Consider the following 18,048-nt stretch of genomic DNA (forward strand, 5'->3'; position numbering starts at 1 on the left):
CCGCAACGCATGCCGTCGCGCTCAGATCAGCGGCGACCGAGCAACAGGCCGAGTAGCACGCCCACCGCGAGTGCAGCGCCTGCGATTTGCCATGGCTCGTCGTGCGCATAGGTGTTGGCGCTGTCTGCAGCCTCACGCGCCTTCTTGGCGGCAATGCGCGCCTTTTCGGCGGTCAGTTCCTTGGCGATGGCGATCTTGGCATCGACGCGCTGGCGCAAGGCCTTGATGTGCGGCACCGAGTCGAGTTCTTTGCTGGCGAGAACGCCTCGCACGTCTTCAACCACCGCATCGGCGGCTGCTTCGAGATTGCTGGTAGCACTCATTGAAATGTTCCCTCCGTGGATTGACGCCGGCACTGTGCCGACGACTTTGACACGCCTGCAATTGGCGTGCCGCTCATGGTACAGCCGCCAAACGGCCACCGAGCAATCCGGCGACATGCGTACCGATCGCCAGGCTGCTGGTAAGGCCCGGCGACTCGATGCCGAACAGGTTGACCAGACCCCGTACGCCGTGATCGGCAGGGCCTGATATGACGAAGTCCATCGCCGGCTGTCCCGGGCCAGAGAGCTTGGGGCGCATACCTGCATAACCCGGCAGCAACGCGCCTTCGCGAAGCGCGGGCCAGTAACGTCTGACTTCGGCGTAAAAGGCGTCGCCACGAGCCGGATCGACCACCAGATCGTCGGGCGACGACACCCATTCGACGTCGGGCCCGAACTTGGCCTGACCGCCGAGGTCGATCGTCAGATGAACGCCAAGCCCCCCGACTTCGGGCACCGGATAGATGAGGCGGCTGAAGGGCGCGCGGCCCGCGAGGGTGAAGTAATTCCCCTTTGCGAAATACTCGGTCGGGACTGCGTCGGCGGGCAAACCGGCGAAGCGTCTGGCAAGCGAAGGGGCGGACAGCCCAGCAGCGTTGACGACGCTGTTGCAGCGTACGCACGTACCGTCTTCCAGCTGAAGCTCGATCGCGCGGTCGACGCACTTGGCCGCAACGACTGACGACTTGATCGCCAGAACACCACCCGCGTTTTCCATGTCTCCCTGAAAGCTCAGCATCAACGCGTGGCTGTCGATGATGCCGGTGCTGGGGGAGTGCAGCGCGGCCAGACATTCCAGTTCTGGCTCCATGGCCCGCGCTTCAACGCCGTTCAATCGCACGATGTCGAGGACGCCGTTGCGCAGCGCCTTGACCTGAATGGCATCAAGTTCTTCGATTTGCGCAGGGGTCGTTGCCACGATCAATTTTCCGCAGCGCCGATGCGGCACGCCGCGCTGTGCCGCATACGCGTACAGCGCCGCGTTGCCTGCCACGCAAAGGGTAGCCTTCAACGAATCACGAGGGTAGTAGATGCCAGCGTGAATGACTTCGCTGTTGCGAGAGCTGGTGCCGGTACCGATGGCGTTTTCCGACTCCAGCACGACAACTTTGTGCCCTTGCAATGCCAGGGCACGCGCGACCGCCAAACCCACAACGCCGGCGCCTATGACGGCGCAATCGATGGTCTCCATGACACGAGCTTAGCGTCTTGTCGCAGATTGCTCGAGAGGCGTGTCGGTCAGCGCCATCGGATCAACAAAAAGAAGCGGAAGTTTGGGGCAACCAGCCAGCGAGCGAGTGGCCCGATCTGCAGTACGGCTGTGCAGACGCGAGGACGCATCTAACCTGTCTGACTGAAGGAATTGGTGGGCGGTCCAGGTTTCGAACCTGGGACCCCAGCAGTGTGAATGCTGTGCTCTACCCCTGAGCTAACCGCCCGAGCGCTGCTGCTGCAACACTTTGGATCTCCACGCTAAGGCGCGAAGCCTCAAATTATGCCATAGGGCTCTAGCTGACCTGGCGGAACAGCGTACGTCCGTTGCTGGCCTTGTCGAGCTGCTGCAGCGTCGCGTCGTGTGCCGCCAATTCGACATCGGCTGCGTAGATCACCGGTAAATCGAAGCTGCGCAAATCGATGGCCACGAAGGTACCCAGCGCTGGCTCGTTGGATGCCACATCGATCAGCAAGGCGTCCTGTCCACGCGTGAGGTTGATGTAGACGTCGGCCAGCAACTGGGCATCGAGCTTGGCGCCGTGGAAGGTCCGATTCGAGCGATCGACACCGAAACGGTCGCACAGTGCATCGAGCGAATTGCGCTTGCCGGGGTACACCTGCTTGGCCATGGCCAGCGTGTCGGTAACCTGGCCGACGAAAGTCTTCAACGGCGGCAGGCCGACTCGCTCGAACTCCTTGTTGAGAAAGCCGACGTCGAACGCAGCGTTGTGAATGATCAACTCTGCATCTCGCAGGTACTCGATCACGTCGTTTGCAAGCGCAGCGAACTTGGGCTTGTCGCGCAGGAAATCCGTCGTCAGCCCGTGCACCTTGAGCGCGTCTTCGTGGCTCTCGCGCTCGGGGTTGAAATAAATGTGCAGATCGTTGCCGGTGAGCTTGCGATTGAACAACTCCACGCAACCGAGTTCGATCACACGATCGCCGTTTTCTGCAGAGAGGCCGGTGGTTTCGGTATCGAGAACAACGAGACGCGACATCAGTGGTTTTCCTTGGCGTGATTGATCGAGTACTTCGGGATCTCGATGGTCACGTTCTGCTGCGCCAAGATGGCCTGGCAACTCAGGCGCGATTGCGGCTCAAGCCCCCAGGCGCGGTCGAGCAGATCTTCTTCGCCCTCTTCCGCCTCGTTGAGCGAATCGAAGCCTTGGCGGACCAGCACATGGCAGGTCGTGCAGGCGCAGCTCATCTCGCACGCGTGCTCGATATTGATGTGATGTTCGAGCAGCGCCTCGCAGATCGACGTGCCCGCGGGCGCGGTGATCTCGGCGCCTTGCGGACAGTATTCGGGGTGGGGCAGGATCTTGATGACTGGCATTTTTGTTCTACAGGGATTCGACTTTTCGACCCGAGAGTGCTCGGGCAATACCGGCATTCATGCGCGCTGCGGCAAAGCCTTCTGTCACATGAGCGAGCGCTTTGGTGGCGGCCTCGACAACCGCGGCATCAGTGCTCCGATGGGCTTGGCGCAGCGCCGTCATCGACTGATCGATCAGCGTGCGATCTTCAGAGCTCAGCAGGTCGCCGTCGGCGTCGAGCGCGCTCTGCGTCGCGAGCAGCATGCGATCGGCGTCCACACGTGCTTCGACCAGAGCCCGCGCCTGCATGTCTTGCTGCGCGGTCGCGAAACTGTCTTGCAGCATCGTCGCGATCTGGTCGTCCGACAGGCCATACGAGGGCTTCACGGTGACGCTGGCTTCCACACCACTGCCCTGCTCCTTGGCGCCGACGCTGAGCAAGCCGTCGGCATCGACGGTGAAGGTGACGCGAATGCGCGCAGCGCCAGCCGACATCGGCGGGATGCCGCGCAAAGTGAAACGCGCGAGGCTGCGGCAATCGGCAACGAGATCGCGCTCGCCTTGCACCACATGCAAAGCAAGCGCGGTTTGCCCGTCCTGGTAGGTGGTGAAGTCTTGCGCCATCGCGGTCGGAATGGTCTGGTTGCGTGGGACGATGCGCTCCACGAGCCCGCCCATGGTCTCGATGCCGAGCGACAGCGGGATCACGTCGAGCAGCAACAAATCGTCCGCGCCGCCGTTGCCTGCCAGCTGGTTGGCCTGGATCGCTGCGCCGAGTGCGACGACTTCGTCCGGGTTCAAATTGGTCAGTGGTGCACGACCGAAGAACTCGCCGACCGCATGCTGGATCTGCGGCATGCGCGTCGACCCGCCCACCATGACGATGCCCTGCAGGTCATCGGTCTTGAGCCTGGCATCGCGCAGCGCTTTGCGCACTGCGGCGATGGTGCGGTCCGTGAGCGGCTTGGTCGCCGCATCGAACTGCTGTCGGGTGAGCTCGAACTGCACGTCGGCACTTGACACCTGCACATGAAACAGCGTTGACGCCGAAGTGCTGAGCGCTTCTTTTGCAGCGCGCGCCGCCACAAGCATCGTGGCCCGATCGGCATCGTCTGTCGCGTGCGCACCGGTGTTCGACAGCACGAGATCAGCGATCGCATGATCGTAGTCGTCACCACCCAGCGCAGAGTCGCCCCCAGTCGCGATCACCTCGAACACGCCCTGCGTCAGTCGCAGGATGGAAATGTCGAAGGTGCCGCCGCCCAGGTCATAAACCGCGTAGACGCCTTCGCTGGCGTTATCGAGGCCGTAGGCGATGGCAGCAGCCGTCGGCTCGCTGATGAGCCGAAGCACATTGATGCCTGCGAGCTGCGCGGCGTCCTTGGTGGCTTGGCGCTGTCCTTCGTCGAAATAGGCCGGCACGGTAATGACCGCACCGTAGAGCGAATCATCGAAAGTGTCTTCGGCGCGGAAACGCAGCGTGGCCAGAATCTCGGCGCTGATCTCGACCGGCGATTTGATGCCCGCCGCAGTGTCGACCTTGACCATTCCGCCTTCGTCCACCAACCGATACGACATCGCATCGCGGTTGACGATGTCGGACAAGCCGCGTCCCATCAGCCGTTTGACCGACGTGATGGTGTTGGCGGCGTCCTGCGCGCGTGCCGCCAGCGCTTCGAACCCGATCTGCCTACGCTCGGCGTCGAGGTAGCGAACCGCAGATGGAAGAATGACGCGGCCCTCGTTGTCGGGCAAGCATTCGGCAACGCCGTTGCGCACCGCGGCCACGAGCGAGTGCGTCGTGCCGAGGTCGATGCCGACGGCGATGCGCCGTTGATGCGGGTCCGGCGCCTGGCCCGGTTCGGAAATCTGCAGAAGTGCCATCGCTCTATTGTCCCAACTGATCGGCTTTGGACTCAACGTCGTCGGCAAAGCGCTCGATGAACATGAGGGCTCTCACCTGCTGCGCTGCCGCAGGGTGGTCGCCCTCTTCGTCGATAAAGCGGTCCAGAGAGGAGAGAGCCACCGCGCGCGCCGTCTCCACCTCGGTCCGTAACGCGTCGACAACTGCTACTTTCGTCGCGTCATCGAGCGTCTCGCGCCACTCCATCTGTTGCATCAGGAATGCGGGCGGCATCGCGGTATTGGTTTCGGCGTTGATCGACGAACCGCGTTGCTCGCACAAATAAGCGGCGCGCTTGACCGGATCTTTCAACCGCTGGTAAGCCTCGTTGATGCGCACCGACCATTGCATCGCCAGTCGCTGCGCGGCCGGGCCTTGCGCCGCGAAACGGTCTGGGTGCGCCTCGCGCTGCAGCTCCTTCCAACGCGCGTCCAGCGCCGCGCGGTCCTGCGCAAACATCGTTGGCACGGCGAAGAGTTCGAAGTCGGTGTCGTTAAGGTTCATTGCAATAAAAAAGCCGCCAGCACATGACATGGTGGCGGCTCGGGCGCGAAACGCGCACAGCGTCAAATCCTGAAAGACTCTCCGCAGCCGCAACGATCGCGCTCGTTTGGATTAATGAACTTGAAGCCTTCGTTCAAGCCTTCGCGAACGAAGTCGAGCTGCGTTCCGTCGATATAGGCCAGGCTTTTAGGATCGACGAGCACTTTGACGCCGCGGTCTTCGAAAACCACGTCTTCAGGCGCGAACTCATCGACATATTCCAGCTTGTAGGCGAGCCCGGAGCAGCCGGTTGTCTTGACGCCCAGACGCACACCCACGCCCTTGCCACGCTTACCGAGGTAGCGATTGACGTGGCGCGCGGCCGCATCGGTAAGGGTCACGGCCATGATCAGTGAACCGCTTCCTGAGGCGCAGCCTTGGCAGCCGATGCGGCGTGCTTGGCTTTGTAGTCGTTGACCGCTGCCTTGATCGCGTCCTCTGCCAGGATCGAGCAGTGAATCTTTACCGGCGGCAACGCCAGTTCTTCAGCGATCTGCGCGTTCTTGAGCGCAGCGGCTTCGTCGAGCGTCTTGCCCTTGACCCACTCGGTGACCAACGACGACGACGCGATGGCCGAGCCGCAGCCGTAGGTCTTGAAACGTGCGTCTTCGATCACGCCGGTTTCCGGGTTGACCTTGATCTGCAGCTTCATAACGTCGCCGCAAGCAGGTGCGCCGACCATGCCGGTGCCCACAGAGTCGTCGCCCTTTTCGAACGAACCGACGTTGCGGGGATTTTCGTAGTGGTCTATGACCTTGGATGAATATGCCATGAAGTTACCTCTTGTTTTGTATCGTGTTCAGTGCGCCGACCATTGGATAGCGCTGATGTCGATACCGTCCTTGAACATTTCCCACAGTGGGCTCAACTCGCGCAGCTTGGCGACGTTGTGCTTAATGGTGGAAATCGCGTAGTCGATTTCTTCTTCGGTCGTGAAGCGACCGATCGTCATGCGAAGGCTACTGTGCGCAAGCTCATCGCTGCGGCCGAGAGCGCGCAACACATAGCTCGGCTCCAGACTGGCTGATGTGCATGCTGAGCCCGACGACACCGCCAAGCCCTTGATACCCATGATCAGCGACTCGCCTTCGACGTAGTTGAAGCTGATATTCAGGTTGTGCGGCACACGATGCTCGAGGTCACCATTGATGAAGACCTGCTCGACATCTTTCAGGCCATCGAGCAAGCGCTTTTGCAGCGCTGCGGCTTTGGCGTTGTCTGCCTTCATATCGAGTTTAGCGATGCGGAAGGCTTCACCCATTCCGACGATCTGGTGCGTCGGCAACGATCCTGAACGCATGCCGCGCTCATGGCCACCCCCGTGCATTTGCGCTTCGAGCCGGACGCGCGGCTTGCGCCGAACATACAACGCGCCGATACCTTTGGGACCATAAGTCTTGTGCGAAGCCAGACTCATCAAATCGATGGGCAGCTGCGTGATGTCGATCTCGACCTTGCCCGTCGCTTGCGCTGCATCGACGTGAAGCAACACGCCTTTTTCCCGGCAGGCGTTACCGATGGCGACAACGTCTTGCACCACCCCGATTTCGTTATTGACGAACATGACGCTCGCCAGAATCGTGTCGGGGCGAATGGCCGCCTTGAACTTGCCGAGGTCGAGCAAACCGTTTTCTTCAACGTCGAGGTAAGTGACCTCGAAGCCTTGACGTTCGAGCTCGCGCATGGTGTCGAGAACGGCCTTGTGCTCGGTCTTGACCGTGATGAGGTGCTTGCCCTTGCCTTTGTAGAACTGGGCCGCGCCTTTCAGCGCAAGGTTGATCGATTCGGTAGCGCCGGAAGTCCACACGATCTCACGAGGGTCGGCATTGATCAATTCCGCGACGTAGCCGCGGCCTTTTTCGACGGCCTCTTCCGCCTCCCAGCCCCACGCGTGACTGCGGGAGGCCGGGTTGCCGAAGTGCTCGCTCAACCAGGGAATCATTGCGTCGACGACGCGCGGATCGACGGGCGTGGTCGCGCCGTAGTCAAGATAGATGGGGAAATGAGGAGTGAAGTCCATGGCTGGCTCTGGCTGGCATTGGTTAATTTGAGGGTCGCTGCAGGCAAGGCACCCGAGGGCGCCTTAGTTCATGGCCTTTACGACTTCGCAAAGACATTCCCGAGGGCAAACACCGAATTCGGCGCGTTGATGCGGATAGGCTTCGCCACCGGTTGCGCCGAAATCGCGCGCTTGATCACCGGCTTGTTCTCGATCTGAACACCCTTGGCGAGTTGGTCATCGACCAATTTTTGCAAGGTGACCGAATCGAGGAACTCGACCATGCGCTGATTCAGCGATGCCCAAAGTTCGTGCGTCATGCAGCGACCGGCCTCGCCCAGACAATTCTCTTTGCCACCGCAATGAGTCGCGTCGATGGGTTCATCCACCGAAACGATGATGTCGGCGACAGTGATCTCGGCCGCTTTACGACCGAGGCTGTATCCGCCGCCGGGGCCGCGGGTCGATTCGACCAGTTCGTGGCGGCGCAGCTTGCCGAAGAGCTGTTCAAGGTAGGACAGCGAAATCTGCTGCCGCTGGCTGATGGCCGCCAGCGTGACCGGACCGGTGTTCTGGCGCAATGCCAGATCGATCATCGCGGTGACCGCAAAACGGCCTTTTGTAGTGAGACGCATCGCAAGCTCCTTCAAGTGCTTACCGTTGAAATGACACCGCTGCCAGAGGGCTTCGGGTAGCTTCGTCTCCGCCCTGACCGACCTCTTTAGCTGGTGCACCAGCCGGTATGAGTCGGTCCCTCATCGCGAAGTTCTGGTGTTGTTGACTAATTCGGTCAAGTATAGCGATAAGCCTTCAGTTTTGCTCGGGTAACTCCCGCCGACCCCCTCGGGGGCTGTAGGCCAATCACTCATTTACGGGGCACTGCCTCGGCAATGTTGTCGGTGCGTCCGCCGCCGAAAGCCTGTTCACGCAACTGAGCCAACTGATCCCGGACCCGTGCCGCTTTTTCGAACTCCAGATTGCGCGCGTGCTCAAGCATCAGCTTTTCGAGGCGCTTGATCTCGCGAGCAACATCTTTCTCGCTCATGTCCTCGACCTTGGCGCGCTCCAGGTCGAGCTTGGCCATTTCCTTGCCGGTTTTCTCGCTGTAGACGCCATCGATCAAGTCGCGCACTTCCTTCACGATGCTGCGCGGCGTGATGCCTTCGGCCAGGTTGTGGGCGATCTGCTTGGTACGACGTCGATCGGTTTCGTCGATCGCCTTTTTCATCGAATCGGTCATCCGGTCGGCATACAGGATGGCTTTGCCATTCACATTGCGCGCGGCACGCCCGATCGTCTGAATCAGCGAGCGCTCCGCACGCAGGAAGCCCTCCTTGTCAGCATCCAGGATGGCAACCAGCGATACCTCCGGAATGTCCAGCCCCTCGCGCAAGAGGTTGATTCCGACCAGCACGTCGAAGCTGCCCAAACGCAGGTCGCGCAGGATTTCGACGCGTTCGACAGTGTCGATATCGCTGTGCAAATAACGCACCTTCACGCCGTTGTCGCTCAGGTAGTCGGTGAGCTGCTCGGCCATGCGCTTGGTCAGCGTCGTGATCAGCACCCGTTCGTTCTTGTCGACGCGCAGACGAATCTCGCCCAGCACATCGTCGACCTGATGCGTGGCCGGCCGCACCTCGACCTCGGGATCGATCAGTCCGGTCGGCCGCACCAGCTGCTCGACCGTGTTGCCTGAATGGTCCTTCTCGTACTGCGCCGGCGTGGCAGACACGAAGATCGCCTGCCGCATGCGCGCCTCGAACTCCTCGAACTTGAGAGGTCGGTTGTCCATCGCGGAAGGCAGGCGAAAACCGTACTCGACCAGCGTCGTCTTGCGCGCACGGTCGCCCGCATACATGCCGTTGAGCTGGCCGATCATCTGATGACTCTCGTCGAGGAACATCAACGCGTCTTTGGGCAGGTAGTCGGTCAACGTCGAGGGCGGTTGCCCCGGCGCAGCCCCCGAAAGATGCCGCGAATAGTTCTCGATGCCTTTGCAATGGCCGATCTCGGCGAGCATTTCCAGGTCGAAGCGAGTGCGCTGCTCTATGCGTTGGGCTTCGACCAGCTTGCCCTGGCTCACAAACTCCTTCACCCGGCCGACCAACTCGTGCTTGATGCCCTCGACCGCAGACATCACCTTGTCGCGTGGCGTCACGTAGTGGCTCGATGGGTACACCGTGAAGCGTGGGATTTTCTGTCGGATTCGGCCGGTGAGCGGATCGAACAGTTGCAGTGTTTCGATCTCGTCGTCGAAGAGCTCGATGCGGATGGCCAGCTCGCTGTGCTCCGCCGGAAAAATATCGATGGTGTCGCCACGCACCCGGAACGACCCACGCGAAAAATCCTGTTCGTTGCGCGTGTACTGCATGCGGATCAGCCGCCCGATCACATCGCGCTGGCCGATTTTGTCGCCGATGCGCATGATGAAGCGCATCTGCGTGTAGTCCTCGGGCGTGCCGATGCCGTAGATGGCGCTCACCGTCGCCACGATGACCGTGTCGCGTCGCTCCAGCACGCTCTTGGTCGCCGACAGCCGCATCTGCTCGATGTGCTCGTTGATGGAGCTGTCTTTTTCGATGAACAGGTCGCGCTGAGGCACGTAGGCCTCGGGCTGGTAATAGTCGTAGTAGCTGACGAAGTACTCGACGGCGTTATGCGGAAAAAATTCGCGGAACTCGCTGTAAAGCTGCGCCGCCAGCGTCTTGTTCGGTGCGAAGACGATGGCCGGCCTGCCGAGCCGGGCGATCACGTTGGCCATGGTGAAGGTTTTGCCGGAACCAGTCACGCCCAGCAGGGTCTGGAACACCTCGCCATCGTTCACGCCTTCGACCAAGCCATCAATCGCTTTCGGCTGATCGCCCGCAGGAGGATAGGGCTGGTAAAGCTCGAAGGGCGAGCCGGGAAAAGTGACGAACGTTCCCGACTTTGCGGGCCCGATCGCTGCAAGCTTGTGTGCGTCGGTCACTGTATCGGTGATGGCTTCGGTGGTCTCTGGCATGGCTGTACCCGTCAATTGGCGGTGGCGCCGGTAAAATTCAATGCAACCGGAAAGCTTAAGCGCTTGCCCGGTTGCACGCGAAGCTTTCAATCAAAGGACTTTCTCCATGTCTATGTTTACCGCGGTCGAAATGGCGCCGCGCGACCCGATCCTCGGCCTTAACGAGCAATACGCCGCCGACACCAATCCCGCCAAGGTGAATCTGGGTGTGGGCGTTTATTACGACGACAACGGCAAGCTCCCGCTACTGAAATGCGTCCAGACCGCCGAACAAAACATGATGAAGTCGCCGACTGCACGCGGCTACTTGCCGATCGACGGCATCGTCGCGTACGACAACGCGGTGAAGAGCCTGGTCTTCGGGGCCGACAGCGAGCCGCTGAAGTCGGGCCGCGTCGCGACCGTGCAAGGCCTGGGCGGCACTGGAGGCCTGAAGGTCGGTGCCGACTTCCTTAAGAAGCTGAGCCCGAATGCCAAGGTGCTGATCAGCGACCCGAGCTGGGAAAACCATCGCGCCCTGTTCACGCAGGCCGGCTTCGTGGTCGAAAGCTACCCGTACTACGACGCCGCTACGCGCGGCGTCAATTTCGAAGCCATGCTGGCAGCGCTCGATGCGTCACCTGCCGGCACCATCGTCGTGCTGCATGCCTGCTGCCACAACCCGACCGGCTACGACATCACCGCCGCCCAGTGGGATCAGGTGGTCGACGTGGTCAAGGCTAAGAACCTGACCGCGTTCCTCGACATGGCCTACCAGGGCTTTGCCCATGGCATCCAAGAAGATGGCGCGGCCATCGGCAAGTTCGTCGAAGCCGGCTTGACCTTCTTCGTGTCGACTTCGTTTTCGAAGAGCTTCAGCCTTTACGGCGAGCGTGTCGGTGCGCTGTCGGTGCTGTGCAAGGACAAGGAAGAAACCTCGCGCGTGCTGTCGCAACTGAAGGTCATGGTCCGTACCAACTACAGCAATCCGCCGATTCACGGTGGCGCGGTGGTGGCAGCGGTGCTCGGCGACCCCGCACTGCGTGCGATGTGGGAAGGCGAACTGGCGGAAATGCGCGTTCGCATCAAGGCGATGCGGCAGAAGCTGGTTGACGGACTGAAGGCAGCTGGCGTGAAGGAAGACATGAGCTTCATCACCAAGCAGATCGGCATGTTCAGCTACTCCGGCCTCAACAAAGACCAGATGGTGAGGTTGCGCTCAGAGTTCGGCATCTACGGCACCGACACCGGCCGCATGTGCGTTGCGGCACTGAACAGCAAGAACATCGACTACGTCTGCGCTTCGATCGCCAAGGTCATCTGACCTGCACGGACATCGAAACGTTTGGTTGACACGATTGCGGTGGTGTTTGTAGGGGTTACGCCCCTACAAACACGGGGACCCCGCTGATATATTGCACTGCAACATCCTAGTACAACCACGCAATGCTCTACCAACTCTACGAAGCCCAACGCTCCTTGATGGAGCCGTTTTCGGACTTCGCTCAAGCTGCCTCCAAACTCTATGGCCACGGGGCAGTGTGGGGCAACATGCCCATGGCGCAGCGCATGGCCGCTGGCTACGAGCTGATGTATCGCCTCGGCAAGGACTACGAAAAGCCGAAGTTCAGCATCGAAAGCGTCAAGGTGAATGGAGACGACGTCGTCATCCACGAAGCGATTGCGCTAGACAAGCCGTTTTGCGAGCTGCGTCGCTTCAAGCGGTTCACCGATGACCCGGACACGTTAAAGATTTTGAAAAGCCAGCCCGTCGTGCTCATCGTTGCGCCGCTGTCGGGTCACTACGCCACGCTGCTGCGGGACACTGTTCGCACCATGCTGCAAGGCCACAAGGTCTACATTACCGACTGGAAAAACGCCCGCCTCGTGCCGCTGTCCGAAGGCGAATTCCATCTCGATGATTACATCCACTACGTGCAGGACTTCATCCGGCTGCTGCAAGCCGAATACGGCAACTGCCACGTAATGAGCGTTTGCCAGCCGACGGTGCCGGTGTTGGCCGCTGTGGCGCTTATGGCGAGCAAGGGCGAGACGCTGCCGCTCACGATGACCATGATGGGTGGCCCGATAGATGCGCGCAAATCGCCGACCGCCGTAAACAACCTCGCTACGACCAAAGGCTTCGACTGGTTCGAGAACAACGTCATCTATCCGGTCCCGCAGGGATTCCCGGGCGAGGGCCGGCGCGTGTACCCGGGCTTCCTGCAGCACACCGGATTCGTCGCAATGAATCCTGACCGTCACGCGACCAGCCACTACGATTACTTCAAGGACTTGATGAAGGGCGACGACGCCAGCGCCGAAGCGCATCGCAAGTTCTACGACGAGTACAACGCCGTGCTCGACATGGATGCGGACTACTACCTCGACACCATCAAGACCGTCTTCCAGGACTTCAGCCTGGTGAACGGCAACTGGGACGTGAAGAACGCTGATGGCGAGCTTGAACGTGTGCGTCCGCAAGACATTCGCACGACCGCCTTGCTGACCGTCGAGGGTGAGTTGGACGACATCTCCGGCTCGGGTCAGACGCAGGCTGCGCACGACCTTTGCACCGGTATTGCTGCGAATCAGCGGGAGCACTACGAGGCCAAGGGCGCAGGCCATTACGGCATCTTCAGCGGCCGCCGTTGGCGCGACTTGGTCTACCCGAAGGTGCAGAAGTTCATCGCGGCGCATGACGAGGCACAGCACCGCGCACTCGCCAAGCCTTCAGTAGATGCAGAAGACACGGTAAAGCCGGTTCAGACTGGCGCGAAGCCTTCGGTGAAGCCTGTGACCAAAGCGATCGCAAAGCCAGCGGTCAAGCCAACGGGCAAGCCGGCCGCGACTGTTCGGCAACCCAAGGCAATGGCAGCAGGCACGTTGAAAAGCAAAGTGCGCGCCGGCACGCGCGCGCGCTGAGCGACCGCGCACAAGTCATGACCGAAGCGCCGTCCGGGTCACTGGCCGCGCGCATCAACGACGCCCTTCCGCAAACGCAGTGCACGCGTTGCGGCTATCCGGACTGCAATGGCTATGCCGAGGCCATCGCTGCAGGCGACGCGGCCATCAACCAATGTCCACCCGGCGGTGCGGAGGGCATAGGCCGCCTTTCCTCGCTTACAGGCCGACCGGCAATCGCGCTCGACCCTCACTTCGGAATCGAGGCACCGCGCCTGATGGCGGTCATTGACGAAGCCTGGTGCATCGGCTGCACGCTCTGCCTCGATGCGTGCCCAACCGACGCCATCCTGGGCATCCACAAGCGGATGCACACGGTGATCGAAGCGCACTGTACGGGCTGCGAACTCTGCATTCCGGTATGTCCGGTCGACTGCATCTCGCTCGAAGTAGAAACGCCGGGCTTGAGCGGATGGGATGCATGGTCGTCGACACAGGCAGACCATTCACGGCAACGCTACGAATCCCACAAGGTACGCCGCCCGGCGCGAGAAGAAGCCGCAGCGAAACTGGCTCAGGACGCCTCGGCAGATGCACCTAACGCCGATGTCGATGCCGATGCTCGCAAACGCTCGGTGGTGGAGGCCGCTATGGCACGCGCGCGGGCTGCGGCAGCTGCGCGCAAACCTTGATCTTTCAAGCGGTGATTTGCGGCGTGCCCGCAGCCAGCGCCTCAAAGGCTTTCACCACGCCCGGCGGGGCCTGCACCATCTCGATCAGCACGCCCTCGCCCGCGATGGGAAACTCGTCGTTGGCCCTCGGATGCATGAAGCAGATGTCGAAGCCCGCGGCGCCCTTGCGAATACCGCCGGGCGCAAAGCGCACGCCCTGTGCGGTCAGCCACTCGACCGCGACCGGCAGGTCATCGATCCACAAGCCGATGTGATTCAGCGGCGTGGTGTGCACCGCCGGCTTCTTGTCGATGTCCAGCGGCTGCATCAAGTCGACCTCGACCTTGAACGGCCCGCTGCCGATCGCGCAGATGTCTTCGTCCACGTTCTCGCGCTCGCTGCGAAAGGTGCCCGTCACTTCCAGGCCCAGCATGTCGACCCAGAGCTTTTGCAGCCGCGTCTTATCGACCGCGCCGATAGCGATCTGCTGGATGCCAAGCACTTTGAAAGGACGCGTCTTTGAATCATTGGTTGCGTCGGTCGGCATCACACGAACTCCAGAATGATCTGATCGACAGCCAGCGACTCGCCCTTGGCCGCAGAGACTTTGCCCACGACGCCATCTTGCGATGCGAAGAGCACGTTCTCCATCTTCATCGCCTCGATCACAGCCAACTTCTCGCCCGCCTGCACCTGCTGGCCGGGCTGCACCGACACCTCGACGAGCAGACCCGGCATCGGGGACATCAGGAACTTGCTTAGGTCGGGCGGTGCCTTGTACGGCATCAGTTCGAGCAGGCGCGCACCGAGCGGCGACAGGACCATCGCTTCGATCTGCGTGCCGTCGTGCAACACGCGCAACGCCAGCGGATTCTTGCCCGCGCCGCGCTCGACCTGCGCGACGAAAGGCTTGTCGTTGACCGTACCTTCGACGCGAATACTGCCGAGCGCGCCATTGCTATCGATCTTGAAATTGCTGTCGCCGACAGCCACGGCGCTCGCACCGTTCTTGCCCTGAAAGTCGGTGACGGACACGGGGTGATGAATGTGCTTTCCTTCCGGCCCAAGCTCGACCACCACGAACTGCTCGCCGACCTTCACGCTGTGGCCTTCGAGTTGGCCGCTGATGCCCGAGGCCCGCGCACGATAGCGCCGATGCACATAGGCGGCCAGCGCGATCAAGAAAGCCGGATCGCTGTGAGGCACGTCCTCCGCATGAAAGCCATGCGCGTAATGCTCGGCGATAAAGCCGGTGTTGAAGTCACCCGCGACGAACTGTGGATGCGCCAACAGCGCCGCCTGGAACGGGATGTTGCTGCTGATGCCGCGGATCACGAAGCCATTGAGTGCCTCGCGCATCTTCGCAATTGCATGCTGGCGATCCTTGCCGTGCACGATGAGCTTGGCGATCATCGAGTCGTAGAACATCGGGATCTCGCCGCCGTCGTACACGCCCGTATCGACGCGCACGCCGTAGAGATGCGCGGTATCGGCAGAGAACATCGTCTCTTCCGGCGGCTGGAACTTCACCAACCGGCCGGTCGACGGCAGGAAGCTGCGAAACGGATCTTCGGCATTGATGCGGCATTCGATGGCCCAGCCCTCACGCTTCACGTCGGCCTGCTTCAGCGGCAGCGGCTCACCCGCCGCGACGCGAATCATGAGTTCGACCAGGTCGAGCCCGGTGATGCACTCCGTCACCGGATGTTCCACCTGCAGCCGCGTGTTCATCTCCAGAAAGTAAAAGCTCTGGTCCTTGCCGACCACGAACTCGACTGTGCCGGCACTCTGGTACTTAACGGCCTTGGCCAGCAACACCGCCTGCTCTCCCATCGCCTTGCGCGTGGCGTCCGTGATGAAAGGTGACGGCGCCTCTTCGATCACTTTCTGGTGGCGCCGCTGGATCGAGCATTCACGCTCGTTCAGGTAGATCACGTTGCCCTGCGAATCGCCCAGCACCTGGATTTCGATGTGGCGCGGTTCGACCACGAACTTCTCGATAAAGACCCGGTCATCGCCGAAGCTGTTGCGCGCCTCGTTGCGGCAAGCGGAAAAGCCTTCGAACGCTTCCTTGTCGTCGTTCGCAACACGCAAGCCTTTGCCCCCGCCGCCGGCCGACGCCTTGATCATCACCGGATAGCCGATTTCCCTGGCGATCTCGACTGCGCGTTCGGCGGTTTCGATGGCTTCGTTCCAGCCCGGAATGGTGTTGACCTTGGCCTCGTTCGCCAACTTCTTGGAGGCGATCTTGTCGCCCATCGCCGCGATCGAATAGTGCTTGGGGCCGATGAAGACGATGCCCTCTTCTTCGACCTTGCGCGCGAAGGCTTCGTTCTCCGACAGGAAGCCGTAGCCCGGATGCACCGCTTCGGCACCAGTCTGCTTGCACGCCGCGATGATGCGGTCGACCTGCAGATAACTGTCGCGGCTGGCTGCGCCACCGATGTGCACCGCCTCGTCGGCCAGTTCGACATGGCGCGCTTCCTTATCGGCATCGGAATAAACCGCGACGGTCAGGATGCCCATCTTCTTCGCGGTCTTGATGACGCGACAGGCGATTTCGCCGCGGTTGGCGATCAGGATTTTTTTAAACATGTTCTTCTTCTAGGAGCTCAGAGCGGAATGTTCCCGTGCTTGCGCCACGGGTTCTCGAGCTTCTTGGCCCGAAGCATCACGAGCGAGCGGCAGATGCGCTTGCGCGTCTCGTGAGGCAGGATCACGTCGTCGATGTAACCACGTGCGCTCGCCACATACGGGTTGGCAAAACGCGCTTTGTATTCGGCCTCGCGCGCAGCCAGCTTCTCCGGGTCGTTCTTGTCTTCGCGAAAGATGATTTCGACCGCACCCTTGGCGCCCATCACCGCGATCTCGGCGCGCGGCCATGCGAGATTGACGTCGCCGCGCAGATGCTTCGACGCCATCACGTCGTAAGCGCCGCCGTAGGCTTTGCGCGTGATCACCGTGATCTTCGGCACTGTGCACTCAGCGTACGCATAGAGCAGCTTCGCGCCGTGCTTGATGATCCCGCCGTACTCCTGCCCCGTGCCGGGCATGAAGCCGGGTACGTCGACAAAGGTGACGACCGGAATGTTGAAGCAATCGCAAAAGCGCACGAAGCGCGCCGCCTTGATGCTGCTTTTGATGTCGAGACAACCAGCCAGCACCAGGGGCTGGTTGGCCACGATGCCGACGGTCTGCCCCTCCATGCGGGCGAAGCCGATAACGATGTTTTTCGCGTACTCGGGCTGCAACTCGAAGAAGTCGCCGTCGTCGACCACCTTGAGGATCAACTCCTTCATGTCGTACGGCTTGTTGGCGTTGTCGGGCACCAGCGTATCGAGCGAAAAATCGGGTCGGTCGGCCGGATCGCCCTTGCCGTTGTTGCCAAGGCGCACCGGCGATTTCTCGCGGTTATTGAGCGGCAGGTAGTTGTAGAGCCGGCGCAGCATCATCAGCGCTTCGACGTCGTTTTCGAATGCCCTGTCGGCCACGCCACTGCGCGTGGTGTGCGTGATGGCGCCACCGAGTTCTTCGGCCGTCACGTTCTCGTGTGTCACCGTCTTCACGACCTCGGGGCCAGTGACGAACATGTAGCTCGAGTCCTTCACCATGAAGATGAAATCGGTCATGGCGGGCGAGTACACAGCGCCGCCGGCGCACGGGCCCATGATCATGCTGATCTGCGGCACCACGCCCGACGCCATCACGTTGCGCTGGAACACGTCGGCATAACCGCCGAGCGAGGCCACGCCTTCCTGGATGCGCGCGCCGCCGGAATCGTTGAGGCCGATAACCGGTGCGCCAACCTTCATCGCCTGGTCCATTACCTTGCAGATTTTCTCGGCATGCGCTTCACTCAACGCACCGCCGAAAACGGTGAAGTCCTGGCTGAAGACGAAGACCAGCCGGCCGTTGATCATTCCGTAACCAGTGACCACACCGTCACCTGGAATCTTCTGCTCCGCCATGCCGAAGTCGACCGACCGATGCTCGACGAACATGTCCCACTCTTCGAAGGTGTTGTCGTCGAGCAGCAGTTCGATGCGCTCGCGCGCGGTGAGCTTGCCCTTCTTGTGCTGTGCATCGATGCGCTTTTGTCCACCGCCGAGCCGGGCCTTGGCGCGGCGCTCTTCGAGTTGGTCGATCAGTTCTTGCATGGTTGTTTCTCCAAAGCTGAAGTTCGATTGATTCTTG

General features: G+C 61.1%; 17 protein-coding genes and 1 tRNA gene. 3 read left to right on the forward strand and 15 right to left on the reverse strand.

The window, feature by feature from the left end:
- Nucleotides 1-26: 26 nt before the first annotated feature.
- From QN397_RS12690 to uvrB, 12 genes are all read right to left on the reverse strand, one after another.
- Nucleotides 27-323: a glycine zipper domain-containing protein gene (locus QN397_RS12690; protein WP_187052482.1), complete on the reverse strand. Its 297-nt coding sequence runs from the start codon at nucleotides 321-323 to the stop codon at nucleotides 27-29.
- A gap of 73 nt (nucleotides 324-396) precedes the next feature.
- Nucleotides 397-1,515 (reverse strand): NAD(P)/FAD-dependent oxidoreductase, encoded by a 1,119-nt coding sequence (locus QN397_RS12695; RefSeq protein ID WP_323496415.1) that lies wholly within the window; start codon nucleotides 1,513-1,515, stop codon nucleotides 397-399.
- 172 nt (nucleotides 1,516-1,687) lie between these two features.
- Nucleotides 1,688-1,762 (reverse strand) — tRNA-Val (locus QN397_RS12700).
- A 69-nt stretch (nucleotides 1,763-1,831) separates the two neighbouring features.
- Complete coding sequence (dnaQ, locus tag QN397_RS12705; RefSeq protein WP_323496414.1) at nucleotides 1,832-2,536, reverse strand: DNA polymerase III subunit epsilon; 705 nt, start codon at nucleotides 2,534-2,536, stop codon at nucleotides 1,832-1,834.
- Complete coding sequence (gene fdx / locus QN397_RS12710) at nucleotides 2,536-2,874, reverse strand: ISC system 2Fe-2S type ferredoxin (RefSeq protein ID WP_187052485.1); 339 nt, start codon at nucleotides 2,872-2,874, stop codon at nucleotides 2,536-2,538. The genes dnaQ and fdx overlap by 1 nt, the downstream gene beginning before the upstream one ends.
- Before the next feature lie 7 nt (nucleotides 2,875-2,881).
- Complete coding sequence (hscA, locus tag QN397_RS12715) at nucleotides 2,882-4,738, reverse strand: Fe-S protein assembly chaperone HscA (protein ID WP_323501025.1); 1,857 nt, start codon at nucleotides 4,736-4,738, stop codon at nucleotides 2,882-2,884.
- Between the two features lie 4 nt (nucleotides 4,739-4,742).
- Nucleotides 4,743-5,261, reverse strand: coding sequence for a Fe-S protein assembly co-chaperone HscB (gene hscB, locus QN397_RS12720; protein WP_323501051.1), 519 nt, complete (start codon nucleotides 5,259-5,261; stop codon nucleotides 4,743-4,745).
- Between the two features lie 62 nt (nucleotides 5,262-5,323).
- Complete coding sequence (gene iscA / locus QN397_RS12725) at nucleotides 5,324-5,647, reverse strand: iron-sulfur cluster assembly protein IscA (RefSeq protein WP_187052488.1); 324 nt, start codon at nucleotides 5,645-5,647, stop codon at nucleotides 5,324-5,326.
- A gap of 2 nt (nucleotides 5,648-5,649) precedes the next feature.
- The gene (gene iscU / locus QN397_RS12730) at nucleotides 5,650-6,072 is read right to left on the reverse strand and encodes a Fe-S cluster assembly scaffold IscU (RefSeq protein ID WP_187052489.1); all 423 of its coding nucleotides are present in this window, start codon (nucleotides 6,070-6,072) and stop codon (nucleotides 5,650-5,652) included.
- 27 nt (nucleotides 6,073-6,099) lie between these two features.
- Complete coding sequence (locus QN397_RS12735; protein ID WP_187052490.1) at nucleotides 6,100-7,320, reverse strand: IscS subfamily cysteine desulfurase; 1,221 nt, start codon at nucleotides 7,318-7,320, stop codon at nucleotides 6,100-6,102.
- Between the two features lie 77 nt (nucleotides 7,321-7,397).
- Nucleotides 7,398-7,934: a Fe-S cluster assembly transcriptional regulator IscR gene (iscR, locus tag QN397_RS12740; protein WP_187052491.1), complete on the reverse strand. Its 537-nt coding sequence runs from the start codon at nucleotides 7,932-7,934 to the stop codon at nucleotides 7,398-7,400.
- 230 nt (nucleotides 7,935-8,164) lie between these two features.
- On the reverse strand, nucleotides 8,165-10,300 hold the full coding sequence (uvrB, locus tag QN397_RS12745) for an excinuclease ABC subunit UvrB (RefSeq protein ID WP_323496412.1): 2,136 nt from the start codon (nucleotides 10,298-10,300) through the stop codon (nucleotides 8,165-8,167).
- A 106-nt stretch (nucleotides 10,301-10,406) separates the two neighbouring features.
- Here uvrB and QN397_RS12750 point away from each other — a divergent pair, with 106 nt between their 5' ends.
- The 3 genes from QN397_RS12750 to QN397_RS12760 all read left to right on the forward strand — a co-directional run bounded on the left by QN397_RS12750 (nucleotide 10,407) and on the right by QN397_RS12760 (nucleotide 13,875).
- Entirely contained in the window at nucleotides 10,407-11,603 is a 1,197-nt protein-coding gene (locus QN397_RS12750) for an amino acid aminotransferase (protein WP_323496411.1), read from the forward strand.
- Nucleotides 11,604-11,725: 122 nt separating this feature from the next.
- Nucleotides 11,726-13,204, forward strand: a complete 1,479-nt coding sequence (locus QN397_RS12755) for a polyhydroxyalkanoate depolymerase (RefSeq protein ID WP_323496410.1) — start codon at nucleotides 11,726-11,728, stop codon at nucleotides 13,202-13,204.
- A 17-nt stretch (nucleotides 13,205-13,221) separates the two neighbouring features.
- The gene (locus QN397_RS12760) at nucleotides 13,222-13,875 is read left to right on the forward strand and encodes an RnfABCDGE type electron transport complex subunit B (protein WP_323496409.1); all 654 of its coding nucleotides are present in this window, start codon (nucleotides 13,222-13,224) and stop codon (nucleotides 13,873-13,875) included.
- Nucleotides 13,876-13,879: 4 nt separating this feature from the next.
- Here the strand turns inward: QN397_RS12760 and QN397_RS12765 are convergent, their stop codons facing one another.
- The 3 genes from QN397_RS12765 to QN397_RS12775 are packed head-to-tail and all read right to left on the reverse strand — an operon-like array spanning nucleotide 13,880 to nucleotide 18,011.
- A complete protein-coding gene (locus QN397_RS12765) occupies nucleotides 13,880-14,401 on the reverse strand; it encodes a VOC family protein (RefSeq protein WP_323496408.1) in 522 nt (173 codons plus the stop codon).
- Nucleotides 14,401-16,449 carry an acetyl/propionyl/methylcrotonyl-CoA carboxylase subunit alpha gene (locus tag QN397_RS12770; protein WP_323496407.1) on the reverse strand — a complete coding sequence of 683 codons (2,049 nt, stop codon included), beginning with the start codon at nucleotides 16,447-16,449 and terminating at the stop codon, nucleotides 14,401-14,403. Before QN397_RS12770 ends, QN397_RS12765 begins: the two co-directional genes overlap by 1 nt.
- 17 nt (nucleotides 16,450-16,466) lie before the next feature.
- The gene (locus QN397_RS12775) at nucleotides 16,467-18,011 is read right to left on the reverse strand and encodes an acyl-CoA carboxylase subunit beta (protein ID WP_187052497.1); all 1,545 of its coding nucleotides are present in this window, start codon (nucleotides 18,009-18,011) and stop codon (nucleotides 16,467-16,469) included.
- Between the last annotated feature and the right edge of the window lie 37 nt (nucleotides 18,012-18,048).

The sequence above is a fragment of the Variovorax sp. RTB1 genome (assembly GCF_035018765.1).
Taxonomy (GTDB): domain Bacteria; phylum Pseudomonadota; class Gammaproteobacteria; order Burkholderiales; family Burkholderiaceae_C; genus Variovorax.